The sequence below is a fragment of the Sphingobium sp. SG1 genome, from assembly GCF_057063145.1.
The window spans coordinates 124067-141050 of sequence record NZ_JBVVOJ010000011.1 but is presented as its reverse complement, the minus strand read 5'-3'; the positions used below and the strand labels follow the sequence as shown (position 1 = coordinate 141050).

The window sequence follows — 16984 nt, the reverse complement described above, 5'->3', positions numbered from 1 at the left end:
CGCGCTTTTTATGGCGGCATAAGGGGTGGACGCGGGCGATTCGCCCCGCCATGCTTGGGACAGACGGGCCGTCCGGCCCCCGTTCCTTTTCTGGAGACCGTCATGATCCGCAGCCTTGCTGCCGCCCTTTGCCTTTCGACCGCGATTGCCAGCCCGTTGCTGGCGCAGGATGTCATCCGTTCCAAGCCGACCGCCCTGCCCGTCGACAGCGCCAAGCCGATGCCCAAGGATGTCCCCTATCCGGGCGGCACGATCCGCCTTGACGTCGACGCCACCGACACGATGCAGCGCATCTTCCGCGTGAAGGAAACCATTCCCGTCGCGGCGAGCGGCCCGATGACCCTGCTGATGCCCGAATGGCTGCCCGGCAATCATGCCCCGCGCGGCCCGATCGAGAAGCTGACCGGCCTGACCTTCACCGCCGACGGCAAGCCGATCAGCTGGAAGCGCAATCCGCTCAACGTCTATGCGTTCGAGATCGACGTGCCGGCCGGCACCAAGCAGGTCGTGGCGCAGTTCCAGTTCCTGTCGGCAACCGCGACCAACCAGGGTCGCGTCGTCGTGACGCCCAAGATGCAGAATATCCAGTGGGAAGATGTCTCGCTCTACCCGGCCGGCTATTATACCCGCCAGATCCCGGTGCAGGCCAATGTCACCTATCCCGCCGGCTGGCAGGCGGCGACCGCGCTGCGCGGCAAGCGCACCGGCGACACCATCGCCTATGACGTGATCGACTATGAGGCGCTGCAGGACTCGCCGGTCTTTGCCGGCACCCATTTCAAGGCGGTGGACCTGGGCCATAACGTCACGCTGAACATCGTTGCCGACGATGCCGACGAGCTGGTGTTCAACACCGACCAGATCGCCAAGCACAAGAAGCTGGTGGCCGAAGCCGGCGCCGCGTTCGGCACCTATCATTTCGACCATTATGATTTCCTGCTGTCGATCACCGACGAAATGGGCGGCATTGGCCTGGAGCATCATCGCTCATCCGAGAATCAGGTCGAGCCGGGCTATTTCAAGAAGTGGGATTCGGGCGAGGCACTGCTCGACCGCAACCTGCTGCCGCATGAATTCACCCATAGCTGGGACGGCAAGTTCCGCCGCCCCGACCTGCTGTGGACGCCCAATTTCGACGTGCCGATGCAGGACAACCTGCTGTGGGTCTATGAAGGCCAGACCCAGTTCTGGGGCTATGTGCTGGGCGCCCGTTCGGGCATGTTCTCCAAGCAGGAGACGCTGGACGCCTATGCCCAGATCGCGGCGAAGCTGGACACCACGCGCGGCCGCGAATGGCGCCCGATGGTGGACACCACCAATGATCCGATCATCTCGGCCCGCCGTCCCAAGGGCTGGGCCAACTGGCAGCGGTCGGAGGATTATTATAATGAAGGCCTGATGATCTGGCTGGAGGTCGACGGCATCCTGCGCCAGCAGACCAGGGGCGCCAAGGGCATCGACGATTTCGCCAAGGCCTTTTTCGGCATCAAGCCGGGCGACTGGGGCCAGGTCGTCTATAATCGCCAGGACGTGATCGACACGCTGAACGGCGTCGCCCCCTATGACTGGGCCGGCCTGTTCCACAAATATGTCGACAGCCCGACCACGGAAACGCCCAAGGGCGGCTTTACCCTGGGCGGCTACAAGCTGGTCTATACTGATACGCCCAATGCCATCACCAAGGCGGCCGAAGGCGCGCAGAAGACGGTCGACCAGAGCTTTGGCGTGGGTCTGACGGTCAAGAATGACGGCGATATCGCGGCGGTGATCTGGAACAGCGCGGCGTTCAAGGCCGGGCTTGCGGTAGGATCGAAGATTATTGCGGTGAACGGCAATGAATATTCGAGCGACGCATTCAAGACGGCGCTGACCGAGGCTAAGGACGCGAAGAAGCCGATCCAGCTTATCCTAAAGCAGGACAAATATTATCGCACCCTGACCCTCGCTTATTCGGATGGCCTGCGCTATCCGCACCTCGAAAAGACCGGCACCGGCGAAGGCAGCCTCGACAAGCTGCTGCAGCCGCGCACCTGAAGATTTCCAAGCAACCGCATGTAAAAGGCGAAGATGCATGAATATTGACCTGATCCCCGTCGGCGAAGATCCGCCAAACAGCCTGAACGTCATCATCGAGGTGCCGGTTGGCGGCGAACCCGTGAAGTACGAGTTCGACAAGGCCTCGGGCGCGCTGTTCGTCGATCGCATCCTGCACACGCCGATGCGCTATCCGGCGAATTACGGCTTCGTGCCGCACACCCTGTCGCCCGATGGCGATCCGCTCGACGCGCTGGTCATTGCCCGCTCGCCGTTCGTGCCCGGCTCGGTCGTGCGCGCGCGCCCGATCGCCGTGCTGAACCTGGAAGATGAAGCCGGCGGCGACGAGAAGCTGGTCTGCGTGCCGGACAACAAGACCTTCCCCTATTATAATAATGTCGGCGAGAAGGACGATCTGCCCACCATCGTGATGGAGCAGATCGAGCATTTCTTCACCCACTATAAGGATCTGGAAAAGACCAAGTGGGTGCGCATCGGCACCTGGGGTGGCGCGGAAGACGCCAAGCGGATCACGCTGGAAGCGATCGAACGCTATCAGGCCGAGAAGAAGAAGGGCTGAGTCCCTTCTCGGTATAGCCATCTGAAAGGGCCGCGCGGTGATGATCCGCGCGGCCCTTTTCTTATGGGTCAGATCAATCGGTCAGCCTCCAGGGCGAGGGCCAGCGGATCGCGGCCGCGCGGGGTGCGGGCGTGGAGCCGGGCATCCGCCTCCACCAGTCGGGCGACGCCCATGTCGAGCTGCGCTTGCGGCAGGGTGAAGGGCAGGCGCAGGAACCGTTCGAACGCGCCATTGACGCCGAAGCGCGGACCCGCCGCGATGCGCACGCCATGATTGCCGGCCAGCGCGGCGAGCGCGCTCGCCTCCGCGCGGGGCAGTTCGGCCCAGAGCGACAGGCCGCCAGCCGGCGATTCCACCCGCCAGTGCGGCAGATGTTGTTCCAGCTGCGCCAGCAGATGGTCGCGCCGGTCGCGCAGCATCGCCGCGCGCGGCCCCAGCCCCTCGTCCGCATCCATCAACTGGGCGACGGCCAGCTGCTCGATCACGGGACTGGCCATGTCCATCGTCGTGCGGATGCGGCCGAGCGCGGCTACGGTCTGCGGATCAGCACGGATCCAGCCAACCCGAAGCCCGCCCCAGAAGATCTTGCTGGCCGACCCCAAGGTGATGACATGGCGGCCGGACGGATCATGGCAGGCGACCGGCGGCGGCGGCGATCCGTCCAGGCCCATCGCCACCATCGTTTCGTCGATCACCAGCGGCGTGTGGGTGCGCATCGCCACCGAAACCAGCGCGCGGCGGGTCGCCGGGTCCATGCTGCGCCCGGTGGGATTGTGGAAATCGGCGATGATATAGGCGAAACGCGGCGCGGTCTGGCGGAAGGCCGCATCCATCGCGTCGATATCCCAGCCATGGACCGGCAGGCCGACCGGCACCGGCACGACATTGGCCCGCTGCAGCGCCTGGATCGCATTATGATAGGTCGGATGGTCGATCACCGCCCGATCACCCGGCCCCGCCAGCCATTGCAGCAGCAGCGAGAAACCCTGCTGCGCGCCGTTGGTGATCATGATCTGGTCGGGATCGGTCGGGCAGCCACGCCGCTCATAATGGGCGGCGATCGCCCGGCGTAGCACCGGCAGGCCGAGCGGATCATAGCCCAGATCCCCCAGATAGGCGGGCAGCGCCTCGACCGCATGGGCATAGGCCAGGCCCACGCCGGGCGCGGCCGGCAGCGCGGCATGGGTCCAGTTGAGCAGATTGTCGCCGGTGACCCCATCGATGTCGGGCGTCGGGGTCTCGACCCGGCCGGGCGGCAGGCGGGTGACGCTGCCCGACCCCTGCCGGCTTTCCAGATAGCCCTCGTCGCGCAGCCGGTCGAAGGCGGCGGCAATGGTGGTGCGGCTGAGCCCCAGCGCGGCGGCCAGTTCCCGCTCGCCCGGCAACCGGACATTGAGGCCGATCCGCCCGTCCAGCACCAGCATCCGCAGCGCCTGCGCCAATTGGCGATAGGCCGGCTCGGCACTGTCCTGCGCGCGCCAGGCGCCCAGCAGCCGCAGCAGCGAGGGGGGCCGAAGGAAGGAAGTGGACATGTCTATCAATCCAATCAGAGAGATTTGAAGGCCACTTACGCGCCATTGGTCCTTTTGTAAAAGGCCAATTTGGCTAGGTCTGATGCCCATGATGATGACCCGCCGCCTCTTCCAGCTTTTCTGGGGCCTTGTGCTCTACGGCTTTGCCATGGCGCTGATGCTGCGCGCCAATCTGGGGCTCGATCCCTGGGATGTGCTGCATCAGGGGCTGGCGCCCAAGCTCGGCCTCAGCTTCGGCATGACGGTCAACCTGGTCGGTGCGGTCGTGCTGCTTCTCTGGTGGCCATTGCGGCAGCGGCCGGGGATCGGCACGGTCTGCAACATTTTGGTGATCGGCACGGCGGTGGACATCAGCCTCCATTATCTGCCGACGCCGAACGGCTATGCGATGCGCGCCGCCTGGCTGGGCGCGGGGATCGTGCTCAATGGCATTGCCGGCGGTGCCTATATCGGCGCCGGTCTTGGGCCGGGTCCGCGCGACGGGTTGATGACGGGCCTGTGCCGCCGCAACGGCTGGCCGGTCAAATGGGTGCGCACCGGCATCGAGATCGTGGTGCTGGCGACCGGCTGGATGCTGGGCGGCACGGTCGGCATCGGCACCATTGTCTATGCCGCGACGATCGGCTGGATCGTCCACCATGCCCTGCCCTTCTTCACGATCACGCCGCCCGAGCGCCCGGCGATCGCGGGATAGAGTTGCCCCCTGACCGGCCGACAGAAACCCGTCGGCCGGTCCTTTTCCCGTTGAAAATGCGTCGCACCTTCCTTGTCCGGACCGGCCTTGACCGGACCGGGCAGTCGGGCATGATCCCGCCTCCGCCCTTCCCGACGATCAAGGAGTCCCCGCCGATGCGCGCCTTCCTCGCCGCTGCTCTCGCCCTGCCCTTCGCCGTCGCCGCCTCCGCTGCGCCGCCGGAACAGGCGCTCGCCCCCCTCGCTTTCGAACAGATCGCACCCGCCGGCACCAAAATGCCGCGCTTCAAGGTCGATGCCGCCTGGCCGGCCATGCCGGGCGATCTGTTGCTGGGCCAGGTCAGCGGCGTTGCGGTCGGTCCGGACGATTCGGTCTGGGTCGTGCATCGCCCGCACAGCCTGACCGCGACCGACACGGGCCTGGCCGAATCGCCCGCCACCGCCGTCTGCTGCAAGCCGGCCCCGCCGGTGGCGCGCTTCGCCCAGGATGGCCGCTATCTGGGCGGCTGGGGCGGCGCCGACAGCGCGCCCACGGTCGACGGTGTCAATCAATGGCCCGCCAGCCTGCACGGCATCTTCGTCGACAAGGCCGGCAGCGTCTGGTTCGGCGGCAATGGCAAGGGCGACCATGTCGTCATGAACTATACGCCGGAGGGCAAATATATCCGCAGCTTCGGCCGGCGCGACAAGACCGGTGGCAATGACGCGACCGACCGGCTCGGCAACCCGTCCGACGTCAATCACAGCGACGGCATGGTGCTGATTTCCGACGGCTATGTGAACCGTCGGGTGATCGGCTTCGACGACCGGACCAACAGCTACAAGGGCCGCTGGGGCGCCTATGGCAAGCCGCCGAGCGGACCGGTGCTGCAGGGCACGTTCGACCAGAGCCATGCCGTCGATCCCAGCCGGGTCGCCGATCCCAAGTCCGCCATCTTCAACAGCATCGTCCATTGCGTGGTGCCGACGCGGGACGGCCATCTCTATGTCTGCGACCGCAACAACAACCGCGCGCAGCTGTTCAAGCGGGAGAAGGATGGCGGCCTGACCTTCGTGCGCGACCTGGCGATCGCGCCGGAAACCGGCGGCACCCACACCGTCACCGACATCGCCTTCTCGCCCGACCCCGACCAGACCTATCTCTACGTCGCCGACATGATGAACGGCCGCATCTGGGTTCTGGAGCGCAAGACCCACACCGTGCTTGGCGCCTTCGGCCGGATCGGGCGGCAGGCCGGGCAATTCACCTGGCTGCACAGCATTGATACCGACAGCGCCGGCAATATCTATGCGACCGAGGTGAACACCGGCCGCCGCGTGCAGAAGCTGGTCTTCACCGGCATCGAATGAAGGGAATCCTCGCAACGTGGCGACCGAACTCTACGACCTGACCGTCCCCGCCTTCCTGCGTGGCCTGCGCGTCCTCTCTACCCTGCTCGACAAGGGCGCCGCCTTTGCCGCCGAACAGGGGATCGATCCCGCCACGCTGACCGGCGCCCGCCTGATCGAGGATATGCGCCCGCTGACCGCGCAGGTGCAGCTTGCCACCGACAGCGCCAAGGGCGCGGTCATCCGCATCGGCGAACTGGAGCCCTTCCCCCTGCCCGACACGGAAGAGACGTTCGCCGAGCTGCAGGATCGCATCGCCCGCACCATCGCCTTCCTGGAATCGGTGCCGCGCGACAGGATCGACGGGCGCGAGGAGGCGACCGTCATCCTCAAGACCTCGCGCGGTGAATTTTCCTCCACCGGGCGCAGCCATGTGCTCACCTTCTCGCTGCCCAATTTCTATTTCCACCTGACGACCGCCTATGCCCTGCTGCGCCAAGCCGGCGTGCCGCTAGGCAAGCTGGATTATCTGGGCGGGCTGTAATCAGCCCGCGACCAGCCGGACATAGGCGCTGGAGACCCAGCCGCTGGTGCAGGGACCGGCATAGGCCTGCTTGCGGTCGACCGGTTCGCGCACGCCGCAATCAGTCGGCGTCGCGCCTTCGGTCGCTGGCGGCGGGATCACCACGCCCAGCCATTTCTGGTCGATGCTGCGGGTGCAGACATGCACCCGTGCGCCTTCGGCCAGCTGCGCCAGCGCCTTCGCCTCGGCAAAGGGGGCGGACCGGACGCTCAATCCCTGCGGCCCGACACGGGTCGCCTGTCCCATCGCGCCGCAGGCGTCGAGCCGGGGGCCATCCTCGCCGATCGTCACCGGCCGGGCCAGAGTCGCCTCGATCCGGGTTTCGGGCATCGCCTCGCGCGGGGCGCCGGCCAGCGAGCTGTTGGGCAATTCGTCGGCCACTTCGCTGCTGCGCGAGCAGGCGGAAAGCAGCATTAGGGCAAGGATCGGGACAACACGCATGAGCGCCTGATAAACCGCCCCAAAGCCGGGTGGAAGACGCCATGTTTCGCTTTAGTTTCGAGGCGCCATTCCCTATATGCTGGGTATGAGCGACGAACAGCAGAACAGCCCCAACAGCAATGAATATGGCGCCGACAGCATCAAGGTGCTGAAAGGCCTCGACGCCGTGCGCAAGCGGCCCGGCATGTATATCGGCGACACCGACGACGGGTCGGGCCTGCACCATATGGTGTTCGAGGTCAGCGACAATGCGATCGACGAGGCGCTGGCCGGCCATTGCGACCGGATCGTCATCACGCTCAACCCCGACAACAGCGTCAGCGTCGAGGATAATGGCCGCGGCATCCCGACCGGCATCCACAAGGAAGAAGGCGTGTCGGCGGCCGAGGTCATCATGACCCAGTTGCACGCGGGCGGCAAGTTCGAGAACACGTCGGACGACAATGCCTATAAGGTGTCGGGCGGCCTGCACGGCGTGGGCGTCTCGGTGGTGAATGCCCTGTCCGAATGGCTGGACCTCAACATCTGGCGCGACGGCAAGGAACATTGGATGCGCTTCGCCTATGGCGATGCCACCGCGCCGCTCAAGATCATCGGCGATGCGCCCGAGGGCAAGAAGGGCACGCGCGTGACCTTCCTCGCCTCGACCGAGAAGGTGCCGGGCGATGGCGGCACGTTCAAGAACCAGACCGAATATGATTTCGACAAGCTGGAGCATCGCTATCGCGAGCTGGCTTTCCTCAACAGCGGCGTGCGCCTGTTCCTGGTCGATGCGCGCCATGAGGAGAAGAAGGAAGTCGAGCTTTATTATGAGGGCGGCATCGCGGCCTTCGTCAAATATCTCGACCGCAACAAGAATGCGTTGATGCCCGATCCGATCGCGATCGCCGGCACTCGCGACGACGTGACCATCGACGTCGCGCTGGAGTGGAACGACTCTTATTATGAGAATGTCCTCTGCTTCACCAACAACATCCCGCAGCGCGACGGCGGCACCCACCTTGCCGCCTTCCGCGCGGCACTGACCCGGACCCTCAACAGCTATGCCGAAAAGACCGGCCTGCTGAAGAAGGAGAAGGTGAGCCTCACTGGTGAGGATATGCGCGAAGGCCTGACCGCGATCGTTTCGGTCAAGCTGCCCGATCCCAAATTCTCGTCGCAGACCAAGGACAAGCTGGTCAGTTCCGAAGTGCGCCAGCCGCTCGAAAGCCTGATGGCCGACAAGATGGCCGAATGGCTGGAAGAGAATCCCGGCCATGGCAAGATGATCGTCCAGAAGGTGATCGACGCCGCCGCTGCCCGTGAAGCGGCCAAGCGTGCGCGCGAACTGACCCGCCGCAAGGGCGCGATGGACATCGCTTCGCTGCCCGGCAAGCTGGCCGACTGTCAGGAGCGCGACCCCGCCAAGTCCGAACTCTTCCTGGTCGAGGGTGACTCGGCCGGTGGTTCAGCCAAGCAGGGCCGCAATCGCCACAATCAGGCGATCCTGCCGCTGAAGGGCAAGATCCTGAACGTCGAGCGCGCGCGGTTCGACAAGATGCTGTCGTCCAAGGAAGTCGGCACGCTGATCCAGGCGATGGGCACCGGCATTCGCGACGATTTCAACCTGGAAAAGCTGCGCTACCACAAGATCGTCATCATGACCGACGCCGACGTCGACGGCGCGCATATCCGCACCTTGCTGCTGACCTTCTTCTATCGCCAGATGCCGCAGATCATCGAGGCGGGCCATCTCTTCATCGCCCAGCCGCCGCTCTACAAGGCGAGCCGTGGCCGGTCCGAAGTCTATCTGAAGGACGAGGCGGCGCTGGAGCAATATCTGGTCGACAATGGCGTCGACACGATGGCGCTGGAAACCACCGGCGGCGTGCGCGCGGGCGACGATCTGCGCAGCCTGATCGACCATGCCCGCCGCATGCGCGCGGTGATGCGCTATGTGCCGCGTCGCTACGACCCGGCGATCATCGAGGCGCTGGGCCTGACCGGCGCGCTCGATCCCGAACTGTCCGAGGCACAGCTGGCCGAACGGCTGGCAACCGCCGTCGCCTGGATCGCGTCGCATGATCCCGAGGGCAAGTGGACCGGCCGCATCGCCGAAGGCGGCGGCTTCCATTTCGAACGGCTGTGGCGCGGCGTGACCGACCATCATGTCATCGAACATGGCTTCCTGGGCTCGGCCGAGGCGCGCAAGCTGCACGGCACCGCCAGCGAAGAGGCGGAAAGCTATGCCAGGGGCAGCCGCCTGGTCTCGGCCAAGGCCGTCGCCGCGCAGGACGAACTGGGTGAGGATGAACTGCCCACCGTGTCGGCCAAGGGCGTCAACATCTCGCGGCCCAGCGAATTGCTGGAAGCGATCCTGACTGCCGGCCGCAAGGGCCTGTCGATCCAGCGCTACAAGGGTCTGGGCGAAATGAACGCGGAACAGCTGTGGGAAACCACGCTGGACCCGGACAATCGCTCGATGCTGCGCGTCGAGGTGGAACAGGCCGACGTCGCCGACGAAATCTTCACCAAGCTGATGGGCGACGTGGTCGAACCGCGCCGCGAATTCATCCAGGACAATGCGCTGAACGTCGCCAACCTGGACGTTTGATCGGATGACGATGCCAGCCCGCACCCCCACCCGGCCATCCGATCAGGATAATCTCTTGGGCGGCCGGGTGGGGGTGCGGGCCGGTGCGGCGCCGTGCGCCGTCAGGCGCACCCAAAACCCATGACCGATCTGCCACGCTGCAACTGGGTGGGGCCGGACCCGCTCTATCAGGCCTATCATGACGCGGAATGGGGCGTGCCCCAGCATGATTCGCGCATGCTGTGGGAAATGCTGATGCTGGAGGGGTTCCAGGCGGGACTCAGCTGGATCACCATCTTGCGCAAGCGCGAGGGGTTTCGCGCCGCCTTTGCCGGCTTCGATCCGGACAAGGTCGCCACCTTCGGTCCCGACGATGTCGAGCGGCTGATGGCCGATCCCGGCATCGTCCGCGCCCGCGCCAAGATCGAGGCGACGATCAAGGGTGCGCAGATATATGGTGCGATGCGCGACGCCGGCGAGGATTTCGCTGCCTATGTCTGGTCCTTCGCGCCCGACGGGCCGATCATCGGCGACGGCAAGAGCTTCCCGACCCGGACGCCGCTGTCGGAGGCGATCTCCAAGGATCTCAAGAAGCGCGGCTTCAAATTCGTCGGGCCGACCATCGTCTATGCCTGGATGCAGGCGATTGGCATGGTCGATGATCATGCGGTCTATTGTTTCCGGCGGGCCGGCGCGTGAAAGTGACGGCGATGGTGACAGGGCTGCTGGCCCTCACCGCCTGCTCAGGCGATCCGGTGCCGCCGAACAGGGTCGACAATCGCACCGACAAGGCAATCGCCAACGCCGCCCCGGCGCTCAACCAGGCGATCGTCGCCAATGAGAGTGCCGCGCCCGAACCGGCCGCTGCCCCGGCTGTGCAACCGGCGCCCGCCGCTGTTTCCCGTGAAACACCGTCTCCCCCGCCTCCCCCTGAGGAATATCGCGCGATCGGTACCGAGCCTTTCTGGGCGGTGATCGTCACCGGATCGGTCGCGACCTTGCAGCGGCCCGATCATCGTCCGCTGCGCTATCCCGTCACCCGCACCGATGATCCCCGCGCCATCCGCTTCATGGGCGATGGCTTTGCCATGACCGTCACCGAAGGCCCGTGCAGCGACGGGATGAGCGACGCCATCTGGTCCGACCGGGTGCAGCTTTCCTTCGGCGAAGGCGTGCTGAAGGGCTGTGGCGGCATCAAGGACGGCGGCGAATAGGCGGGATCGACGCCATCGCTCGTCTAACCCGGCAAACAGGGAGCATGTGACGATGAGCGACCAGTCCAAAGCCGATGTTGCGCGGCGCAACTTTCTCCTGACCGCCGGAATCGCGCTCGCCGCGACCGGCACGACTGTCTCCGCGCAACTTTCCGTGCAGCCGCCAGTGCCGCCAAGTGGGCCGAAGAAGAAGCTGGGCATGGTCCTGTTCGACGGGTTCGAGCTGCTCGACGTGTTCGGCCCGCTGGAAATGTTCGGGATGCTCAAGGACCGGGTCGAGATCGTCATGATCGCCGACAAGGCCGGGCCGGTGCGCAGTGGTGCAGGACCGCAGACGATCGCCGACCATGGCTTTGCCGACGCGCCCAGGCTCGACATCGTGATGATCCCCGGCGGCCTTGGCACCCGGCGGGAAGTCAATAATCCCGATTTCCTTGCTGCGGTCCGCACGCTGGCACAGGATACGCCGCAGGTGGCGACGATCTGCACGGGCTCCGGCCTGCTGGCCAAGACCGGGCTGATCGACGGGGTGAAGGCGACCAGCAACAAGATGGCCTGGGCCTGGGCGACGGCGCAGGGGGCCAAGGTCGCCTGGATCCCCCATGCCCGCTGGGTCGAGGATGGCAAATATATCTCCTCCTCCGGCATTTCGGCGGGCACGGACATGGCGCTGGGCCTGATCGCCAAACTCTATGGCAAGGAGATGGCCCGCTGGGTCGCCAACCGGACGGAGTATCGCTGGCAGGAGGATGCCAGCGACGATCCCTTTGCCAGGTTGAACGGGTTGCCTGGGTAAGCCATCTTCCATTCCGTTCGGGCTGAGCGAAGTCGAAGCCCATCACTGAGCGGAGCGAAGTGCCCTCCCTCCGGTCGGGCGAGCCCTTCGACTTCGCTCAGGGCGAACGGTGTCGGGACGGTCGCCCCCCTCAATCCGCGCGCATGGCTTCGGCCACCAGCGCCTCGGCCTCGATCAGCAGTGCATCCTCGGCATCGCGCTGCGCCACCTGTTCACGGCCGATCAGAATCAAGAGCGGCACGGCCAGCGGGCTGACCCGGTCGAGCGGCACATGCAGCATGGTCGATGCCGCCCGGTCGATCAGGTCGCCCAGCCGCCCGACATCGGTCATCCGTGCCCGCGCATCGGCCCAGGCGGCCTTGAGCAGCAGATGGTCGGGCTGATATTTGCGCAGCACGTCATAGATGAGGTCGGTGGAGAAGGTGACCTGCCGCCCGGTCTTGCGTTTGCCGGGATGCTGGCGCTCGATCAGGCCGGAGATCACGGCGACATCGCGGAAGGCGCGCTTCAATAGGCTCGACTGCTCGACCCAGTCGACAAATTCATGGTCCAGGATATCGGCGGAAAACAGGCTCTGCGGATCGGTCACGGGCTTGAGGCCATAGACCGCCAGCGCATAATCGTTCGACACGAAGCCCAGCGGCATCAGCCCCTGCGCGTCCATCCGCCGGGTCAGCAACATGCCGAGTGATTGGTGCGCGTTCCAGCCCTCGAAACTGTAGCAGACCATATAATGGCGCCCCTCATGCGGGAAAGTTTCGACCAGCAATTGCCCCGGCTGCGGCAGGGCTGAGCGGGCGCGCTGCACCTCCAGCCATTCGCGCACATCGTCGGGGAAACGGTGCCAGGCGTCGGGTTCGGCCAGGAAATGGCGCACCCGGTCGGCCAGCCGCGTCGACATCGCCATGCGGGTGCCGCCCCAGCTGGGGATGCGCGCGGTCTTGGCTGTCGCGCGGACGATCAGGTCGCTGGTGTCCATCCGCACCACCTCCAGCGCCATGCCGGAGAAGAAGAAGCTGTCGCCCGGCCGCAAGGTGGCGGCGAACCCCTCCTCCACCGTGCCGAGCTTGCGCCCATTGGCGAAGCGCACCGCCAGCGCGGGCTGATCGACGATGATGCCGGCATTCATCCGGTGCTGCTGGATGAATTTCGGATGCGACACCCGCCATGTGCCGTCACCCTCTCGCACCAGCCGCTTGAACCGGTCATAGGCGCGCAGCGCATAGCCGCCGCCCTCGATGAAATGCAGCACATGGGCAAAGCCCTCGTCGGTCAGCGCGCTATAGGGGGTGGCGGATCGGATTTCGGCCAGCAACTCCTCCTCGCGGAACGGCCCGGCACAGGCGATCGCCATCACATGCTGGGCCAGCACGTCGAGCGCGCCGGGGCGAAAATCATCGGCGTCCCGCTCGCCCGCCTCGACCGCGTCCAGAGCCGCCCGCGCCTCCAGATATTCGAAGCGATTGCCGGGGATCAATATCGCCTCCGACGCCATGTCGAGCCGGTGATTGGCGCGGCCGATGCGCTGGAGCAGGCGCGAGCTGCCCTTGGGCGCGCCCATCTGGATCACGCAATCGACATTGCCCCAGTCGACGCCGAGGTCGAGCGAAGCGGTTGCCACCAGCGCGCGCAGCTTGCCCGCCGCCATCGCCGTCTCGACCTTGCGCCGCGCCTCGATCGACAGGCTGCCATGATGGATGGCGATCGGCAGGTTCGCGTCATTGACCGACCATAATTCCTGAAAGATGAGTTCAGCCAGGCCGCGCGTGTTGCAGAAGACGAGCGTGGTCTGCCGCGCGGCGATCTCCGCCATCACCTGGCTCGCGGCATATTTGCCCGAATGGCCCGACCAGGGCACCCGCCCCTCCGGAATCAGGATGGTGACGTCGGGCTCCGCTCCCGCCTCCCCCAGCACCGGCGTCACCGCATCGATATCGCCATCGGGCGCCAGCCAGGCGCGATAGGCATCGACATCGGCCACCGTCGCCGACAGCGCCACCCGGCGCAGACCGGGATTGATCGCCTGCAACCGCGCCATCGACAGGTTGAGCAGATCACCGCGCTTCTGCGTGGCAAAGGCATGGACCTCATCGACGATGACGGTGCGCAGATGCTCGAACAGCAGCGCCGCGTCGGGATAGCTCAGCAGCAGCGACAGGGATTCGGGCGTGGTCAGCAAGATGTGCGGCGGCCGCACCCGCTGCCGCGCCTTGCGATCCGACGGGGTATCGCCGGTGCGGGTCTCCACCCGGATGGGCAGCCCCATCTCCTCGATCGGCGTCAGCAGGTTGCGCCGCACATCGACCGCCAGCGCCTTCAAGGGCGAGACATAAAGGGTGTGCAGCCCGTCGGCGGGATTGCCGATCAGGTCGGCGAGCGTCGGCAGGAAGCCGGCCAGCGTCTTGCCCGCCCCGGTCGGCGCGACCAGCAACGCATGCTCTCCCCGCTGCGCCGCCATGAGCATGTCACTCTGATGCCGCCGCACCCGCCAGCCGCGCGATGCGAACCAGTCGGTGAGGATGGGAGGAAGCGCGGGTGGCATCGAGGGAGATGTAGGGGCTGTGGCGGATGGGGGGAAGTGGTGCATGCGTTCACCCCGCTCATCGGGCATCAAGCATCGGGCATCGGGGGAAACCCCAATAGCCAATATGGCCGCCCCGACTAGGCTTCGCTCCATCACGTCCATCGCGAACGAGGATAGCAGCATGTCGACCCGCAAGAGCCCGCCCGCACTCAACCGCTATGTCCTGCCGATCCCGGAGCGCGTGCCGCCGCACGACACGCCGATGAACGCCAAGGAGGCGCAGAGCCCGCCGGCCAAGGAGTTCATGCGCCCGCCGGCCGGCGCGCCCAATGTGCTGATCGTGCTGATCGACGACATGGGCTTTGGCGCCAGCAGCGCCTTTGGTGGCCCGTGCCTGATGCCCAATGCCGAGCGGGTGGCAAAGGACGGCATCCGCTTCACCCGCTTCCACACGACGGCGCTCTGTTCGCCGTCGCGGCAATCGATGCTGTGCGGGCGCAACCATCATACGGTGAACATGGGCGGCATCACCGAAGTGGCGACCGCCATGCCCGGCAATACCGGCCTGCGCCCCGACAGCTGTGCGACGATCGCCCAGATCCTCAAATATAATGGCTACAGCACCGGCGCCTTTGGCAAGATGCACCAGACGCCGACTTGGGAAACGAGCCCGTCCGGCCCGTTCGACCATTGGCCGTTCGGCGACGGGTTCGAGAAATTCTATGGCTTCCTGGGCGGTGACTGCAATCAATATGCCCCGCCGCTGGTCGACGGCCTGACCCCGATCGAGCCGCCCAAGAGCATTGAGGAAGGCTATCACCTGACCGAGGATCTGGTCGATCAGGTCATCAAATGGACCGGATCGCTGCAGACGTTTACGCCGGACAAGCCCTGGTTCACCTATCTGTCGTTCGGCGCCACCCATGCGCCGCACCATGTGCCCAAGGAATGGGTCGACAAGTACAAGGGCAAGTTCGACCACGGATACAACAAGCAGCGCGAAATCACGTTCGAAAAGCAGAAGGAGCTGGGCGTCATCCCCAAGGATGCCGAACTGACCGTGCCGACCGAATGGCTGCCCGAATGGGACGAGTTGACCGACGACGATCGCAAGGTTTCCTGCCGCCTGGCCGAAACCTATGCGGCTTTCGCCACGCATGTCGATCATCATGTCGGCCGGCTGCTCGACACGCTGGAGGCGCGCGGCGTGCTGGACGACACGCTGGTCATCTACATCCTGGGCGACAATGGCGCCTCGGCCGAGGCCGGCCCCTATGGCACCTTCAACGAGATGGCCTATCAGAACAGCGTTGGCATGACGACGGCGGACATCCTGCCGCGCCTGGACGAGATTGGCGGCCCCAATTCCTTCAATCACATGCCCTCTGGCTGGGCGCATGCGATGAACACGCCCTATCAGTGGAGCAAGATCGTCGCGTCCCACTGGGGCGGCACCCGCGTCGGCATGACGATGCGCTGGCCGGAGAAGATCAAGGCGAAGGGCGAGTTGCGTCACCAGTTCCACCACCTGATCGACATCGCGCCGACCATCCTGGAACTGGCGGGCGTGCCTGCGCCCGATTTCGTCAATGGCATCCAGCAAAAGCCGCTGGAAGGCGTCAGCATGGCCTATCTGTTCGACGAGGCCGAGGCGGAGGACCGGCACACGACGCAATATTTCGAGATCGGCTGCAACCGCGGCATCTATCATGACGGCTGGACCGCCGTGACGATGCACCGCCTGCCCTGGCCGGACGAGCGAGAAAAGGTGGGCGAGATCGAGGATGACACGTGGGAACTCTATGCGCCCGACGACTGGACCCAGGCGCATAATATCGCGGACAAGAATCCCGAGATGCTGCGCAAGTTGCAGGACCGTTTCCTGATCGAGGCGACGAAGTACAACGTCCTGCCGCTCGACCCGCGCCAGCGCGAACGCTTCGACGCCCGTGTCGCCGGCCGGCCGGACCTGCTCAACGGCCGCACCTCCATGACCTTCCTACCGGGCATGAGCCGGAGGAACGAGAATACGGTCCCGAACGTCAAGAACACCAATTTCACCGTCACCGCGAAGGTGGAGCTGGGCGCGGAGCCGACCAATGGCGCGATCATTGCGCAGGGCGGCAAGTTCGGCGGCTGGAGTTTCTACATGAAGGACGGCGTGCTCGCCTATGCCCATAACTGGGTGGGGCTGGAAACCTTCACGGTGCGTGCGGACGAGCCGCTGGGCAAGGGCAGCCACGACCTGCTGCTCGACTTCGAATATGATGGCGGCGGCGCGGGCAAGGGCGGCACCGTCACCTTCAAGGCGAACGGCAAGGCGATCGGCACGGGGCGGGTGGAAAAGACCGTGCCGGCCATCTTCTCCTTCGACGACTTCATGGACATCGGCCAGGACAATGGCGAGCCGGTGGTGGAGGATTATGGCCCGACCGGCGGCACCTTCACCGGCGCGATCGAAATGGTCCGGATCGACCTCAACGGCGAATCCCACCATGACCATGATCTGTCGCTGAAGGCGAAATACGCCAAGCAATAAGGGACGATGCCGGCGCACGGGGACATGCGGCCCCGTGCGCCGGTGCCGTTGTCGACCGAGATTCCGTCGATCTCGTTCGAAACAATCATACCCCGACAAGAAAGATTATATCACTCTCCGCTGGCCCCCTGCCCTGCTCCTGCGTTA

13 protein-coding genes are annotated in these 16984 nt (G+C 65.3%); 10 read left to right on the top strand and 3 right to left on the bottom strand.

The genetic code is table 11. From position 1 onward, the window contains the following. The first annotated feature begins 102 nt into the window (after positions 1–102). Entirely contained in the window at positions 103–2034 is a 1932-nt protein-coding gene (locus tag AC0KVN_RS20485; protein ID WP_159367639.1) for a M61 family metallopeptidase, read from the top strand. 37 nt (positions 2035–2071) lie between these two features. Then, a complete protein-coding gene (gene ppa / locus AC0KVN_RS20480) occupies positions 2072–2614 on the top strand; it encodes an inorganic diphosphatase (RefSeq protein ID WP_004209136.1) in 543 nt (180 codons plus the stop codon). A gap of 68 nt (positions 2615–2682) precedes the next feature. On the opposite strand, the gene yczR is transcribed toward ppa, so the two are convergent. Further along, positions 2683–4146, bottom strand: a complete 1464-nt coding sequence (gene yczR, locus AC0KVN_RS20475) for a MocR-like transcription factor YczR (protein ID WP_279731251.1) — start codon at positions 4144–4146, stop codon at positions 2683–2685. An 88-nt stretch (positions 4147–4234) separates the two neighbouring features. Between yczR and yczE the strand changes: the two genes are divergently transcribed. The 3 genes from yczE to AC0KVN_RS20460 all read left to right on the top strand — a co-directional run bounded on the left by yczE (position 4235) and on the right by AC0KVN_RS20460 (position 6712). Next, entirely contained in the window at positions 4235–4840 is a 606-nt protein-coding gene (yczE, locus tag AC0KVN_RS20470; protein ID WP_435568658.1) for a membrane protein YczE, read from the top strand. A gap of 155 nt (positions 4841–4995) precedes the next feature. Continuing rightward, entirely contained in the window at positions 4996–6189 is a 1194-nt protein-coding gene (locus AC0KVN_RS20465; RefSeq protein ID WP_435568640.1) for an NHL repeat-containing protein, read from the top strand. A 16-nt stretch (positions 6190–6205) separates the two neighbouring features. Beyond that, a complete protein-coding gene (locus tag AC0KVN_RS20460) occupies positions 6206–6712 on the top strand; it encodes a DUF1993 domain-containing protein (protein ID WP_435568641.1) in 507 nt (168 codons plus the stop codon). Here the strand turns inward: AC0KVN_RS20460 and AC0KVN_RS20455 are convergent, their stop codons facing one another. Further along, on the bottom strand, positions 6713–7192 hold the full coding sequence (locus tag AC0KVN_RS20455) for a hypothetical protein (protein ID WP_435568642.1): 480 nt from the start codon (positions 7190–7192) through the stop codon (positions 6713–6715). An 85-nt stretch (positions 7193–7277) separates the two neighbouring features. Here AC0KVN_RS20455 and gyrB point away from each other — a divergent pair, with 85 nt between their 5' ends. The 4 genes from gyrB (at position 7278) to AC0KVN_RS20435 (ending at position 11774) form a co-directional block, all read left to right on the top strand. Then, positions 7278–9785 (top strand): DNA topoisomerase (ATP-hydrolyzing) subunit B, encoded by a 2508-nt coding sequence (gene gyrB / locus AC0KVN_RS20450; protein ID WP_435568659.1) that lies wholly within the window; start codon positions 7278–7280, stop codon positions 9783–9785. Between the two features lie 120 nt (positions 9786–9905). Then, on the top strand, positions 9906–10463 hold the full coding sequence (locus AC0KVN_RS20445; RefSeq protein WP_435567848.1) for a DNA-3-methyladenine glycosylase I: 558 nt from the start codon (positions 9906–9908) through the stop codon (positions 10461–10463). Continuing rightward, on the top strand, positions 10439–10978 hold the full coding sequence (locus AC0KVN_RS20440) for a COG3650 family protein (RefSeq protein ID WP_435567849.1): 540 nt from the start codon (positions 10439–10441) through the stop codon (positions 10976–10978). The genes AC0KVN_RS20445 and AC0KVN_RS20440 overlap by 25 nt, the downstream gene beginning before the upstream one ends. A gap of 52 nt (positions 10979–11030) precedes the next feature. Next, on the top strand, positions 11031–11774 hold the full coding sequence (locus AC0KVN_RS20435; protein ID WP_435567850.1) for a DJ-1/PfpI family protein: 744 nt from the start codon (positions 11031–11033) through the stop codon (positions 11772–11774). Between the two features lie 130 nt (positions 11775–11904). Here AC0KVN_RS20435 and AC0KVN_RS20430 read toward each other — a convergent pair whose 3' ends face one another. Further along, the gene (locus AC0KVN_RS20430) at positions 11905–14316 is read right to left on the bottom strand and encodes a ligase-associated DNA damage response DEXH box helicase (RefSeq protein WP_435567851.1); all 2412 of its coding nucleotides are present in this window, start codon (positions 14314–14316) and stop codon (positions 11905–11907) included. 163 nt (positions 14317–14479) lie between these two features. On the opposite strand from AC0KVN_RS20430, the gene AC0KVN_RS20425 reads away from it, so the two are divergent. Further along, on the top strand, positions 14480–16837 hold the full coding sequence (locus tag AC0KVN_RS20425; protein ID WP_483656364.1) for a sulfatase-like hydrolase/transferase: 2358 nt from the start codon (positions 14480–14482) through the stop codon (positions 16835–16837). Positions 16838–16984 lie beyond the last annotated feature (147 nt).

Bases quoted from the DNA above. Each gene is read 5' to 3' on its own strand.
- yczR (WP_279731251.1), bottom strand. From the start codon at position 4,146: ATGTCCACTTCCTTCCTTCGGCCCCCCTCGCTGCTGCGGCTGCTGGGC.
- AC0KVN_RS20435 (WP_435567850.1), top strand. From the start codon at position 11,031: ATGAGCGACCAGTCCAAAGCCGATGTTGCGCGGCGCAACTTTCTCCTG.
- AC0KVN_RS20425 (WP_483656364.1), top strand. From the start codon at position 14,480: ATGTCGACCCGCAAGAGCCCGCCCGCACTCAACCGCTATGTCCTGCCG.
- AC0KVN_RS20465 (WP_435568640.1), top strand. From the start codon at position 4,996: ATGCGCGCCTTCCTCGCCGCTGCTCTCGCCCTGCCCTTCGCCGTCGCC.
- gyrB (WP_435568659.1), top strand. From the start codon at position 7,278: ATGAGCGACGAACAGCAGAACAGCCCCAACAGCAATGAATATGGCGCC.
- ppa (WP_004209136.1), top strand. From the start codon at position 2,072: ATGAATATTGACCTGATCCCCGTCGGCGAAGATCCGCCAAACAGCCTG.
- AC0KVN_RS20445 (WP_435567848.1), top strand. From the start codon at position 9,906: ATGACCGATCTGCCACGCTGCAACTGGGTGGGGCCGGACCCGCTCTAT.
- AC0KVN_RS20455 (WP_435568642.1), bottom strand. From the start codon at position 7,192: ATGCGTGTTGTCCCGATCCTTGCCCTAATGCTGCTTTCCGCCTGCTCG.
- yczE (WP_435568658.1), top strand. From the start codon at position 4,235: ATGATGATGACCCGCCGCCTCTTCCAGCTTTTCTGGGGCCTTGTGCTC.
- AC0KVN_RS20485 (WP_159367639.1), top strand. From the start codon at position 103: ATGATCCGCAGCCTTGCTGCCGCCCTTTGCCTTTCGACCGCGATTGCC.
- AC0KVN_RS20430 (WP_435567851.1), bottom strand. From the start codon at position 14,316: ATGCCACCCGCGCTTCCTCCCATCCTCACCGACTGGTTCGCATCGCGC.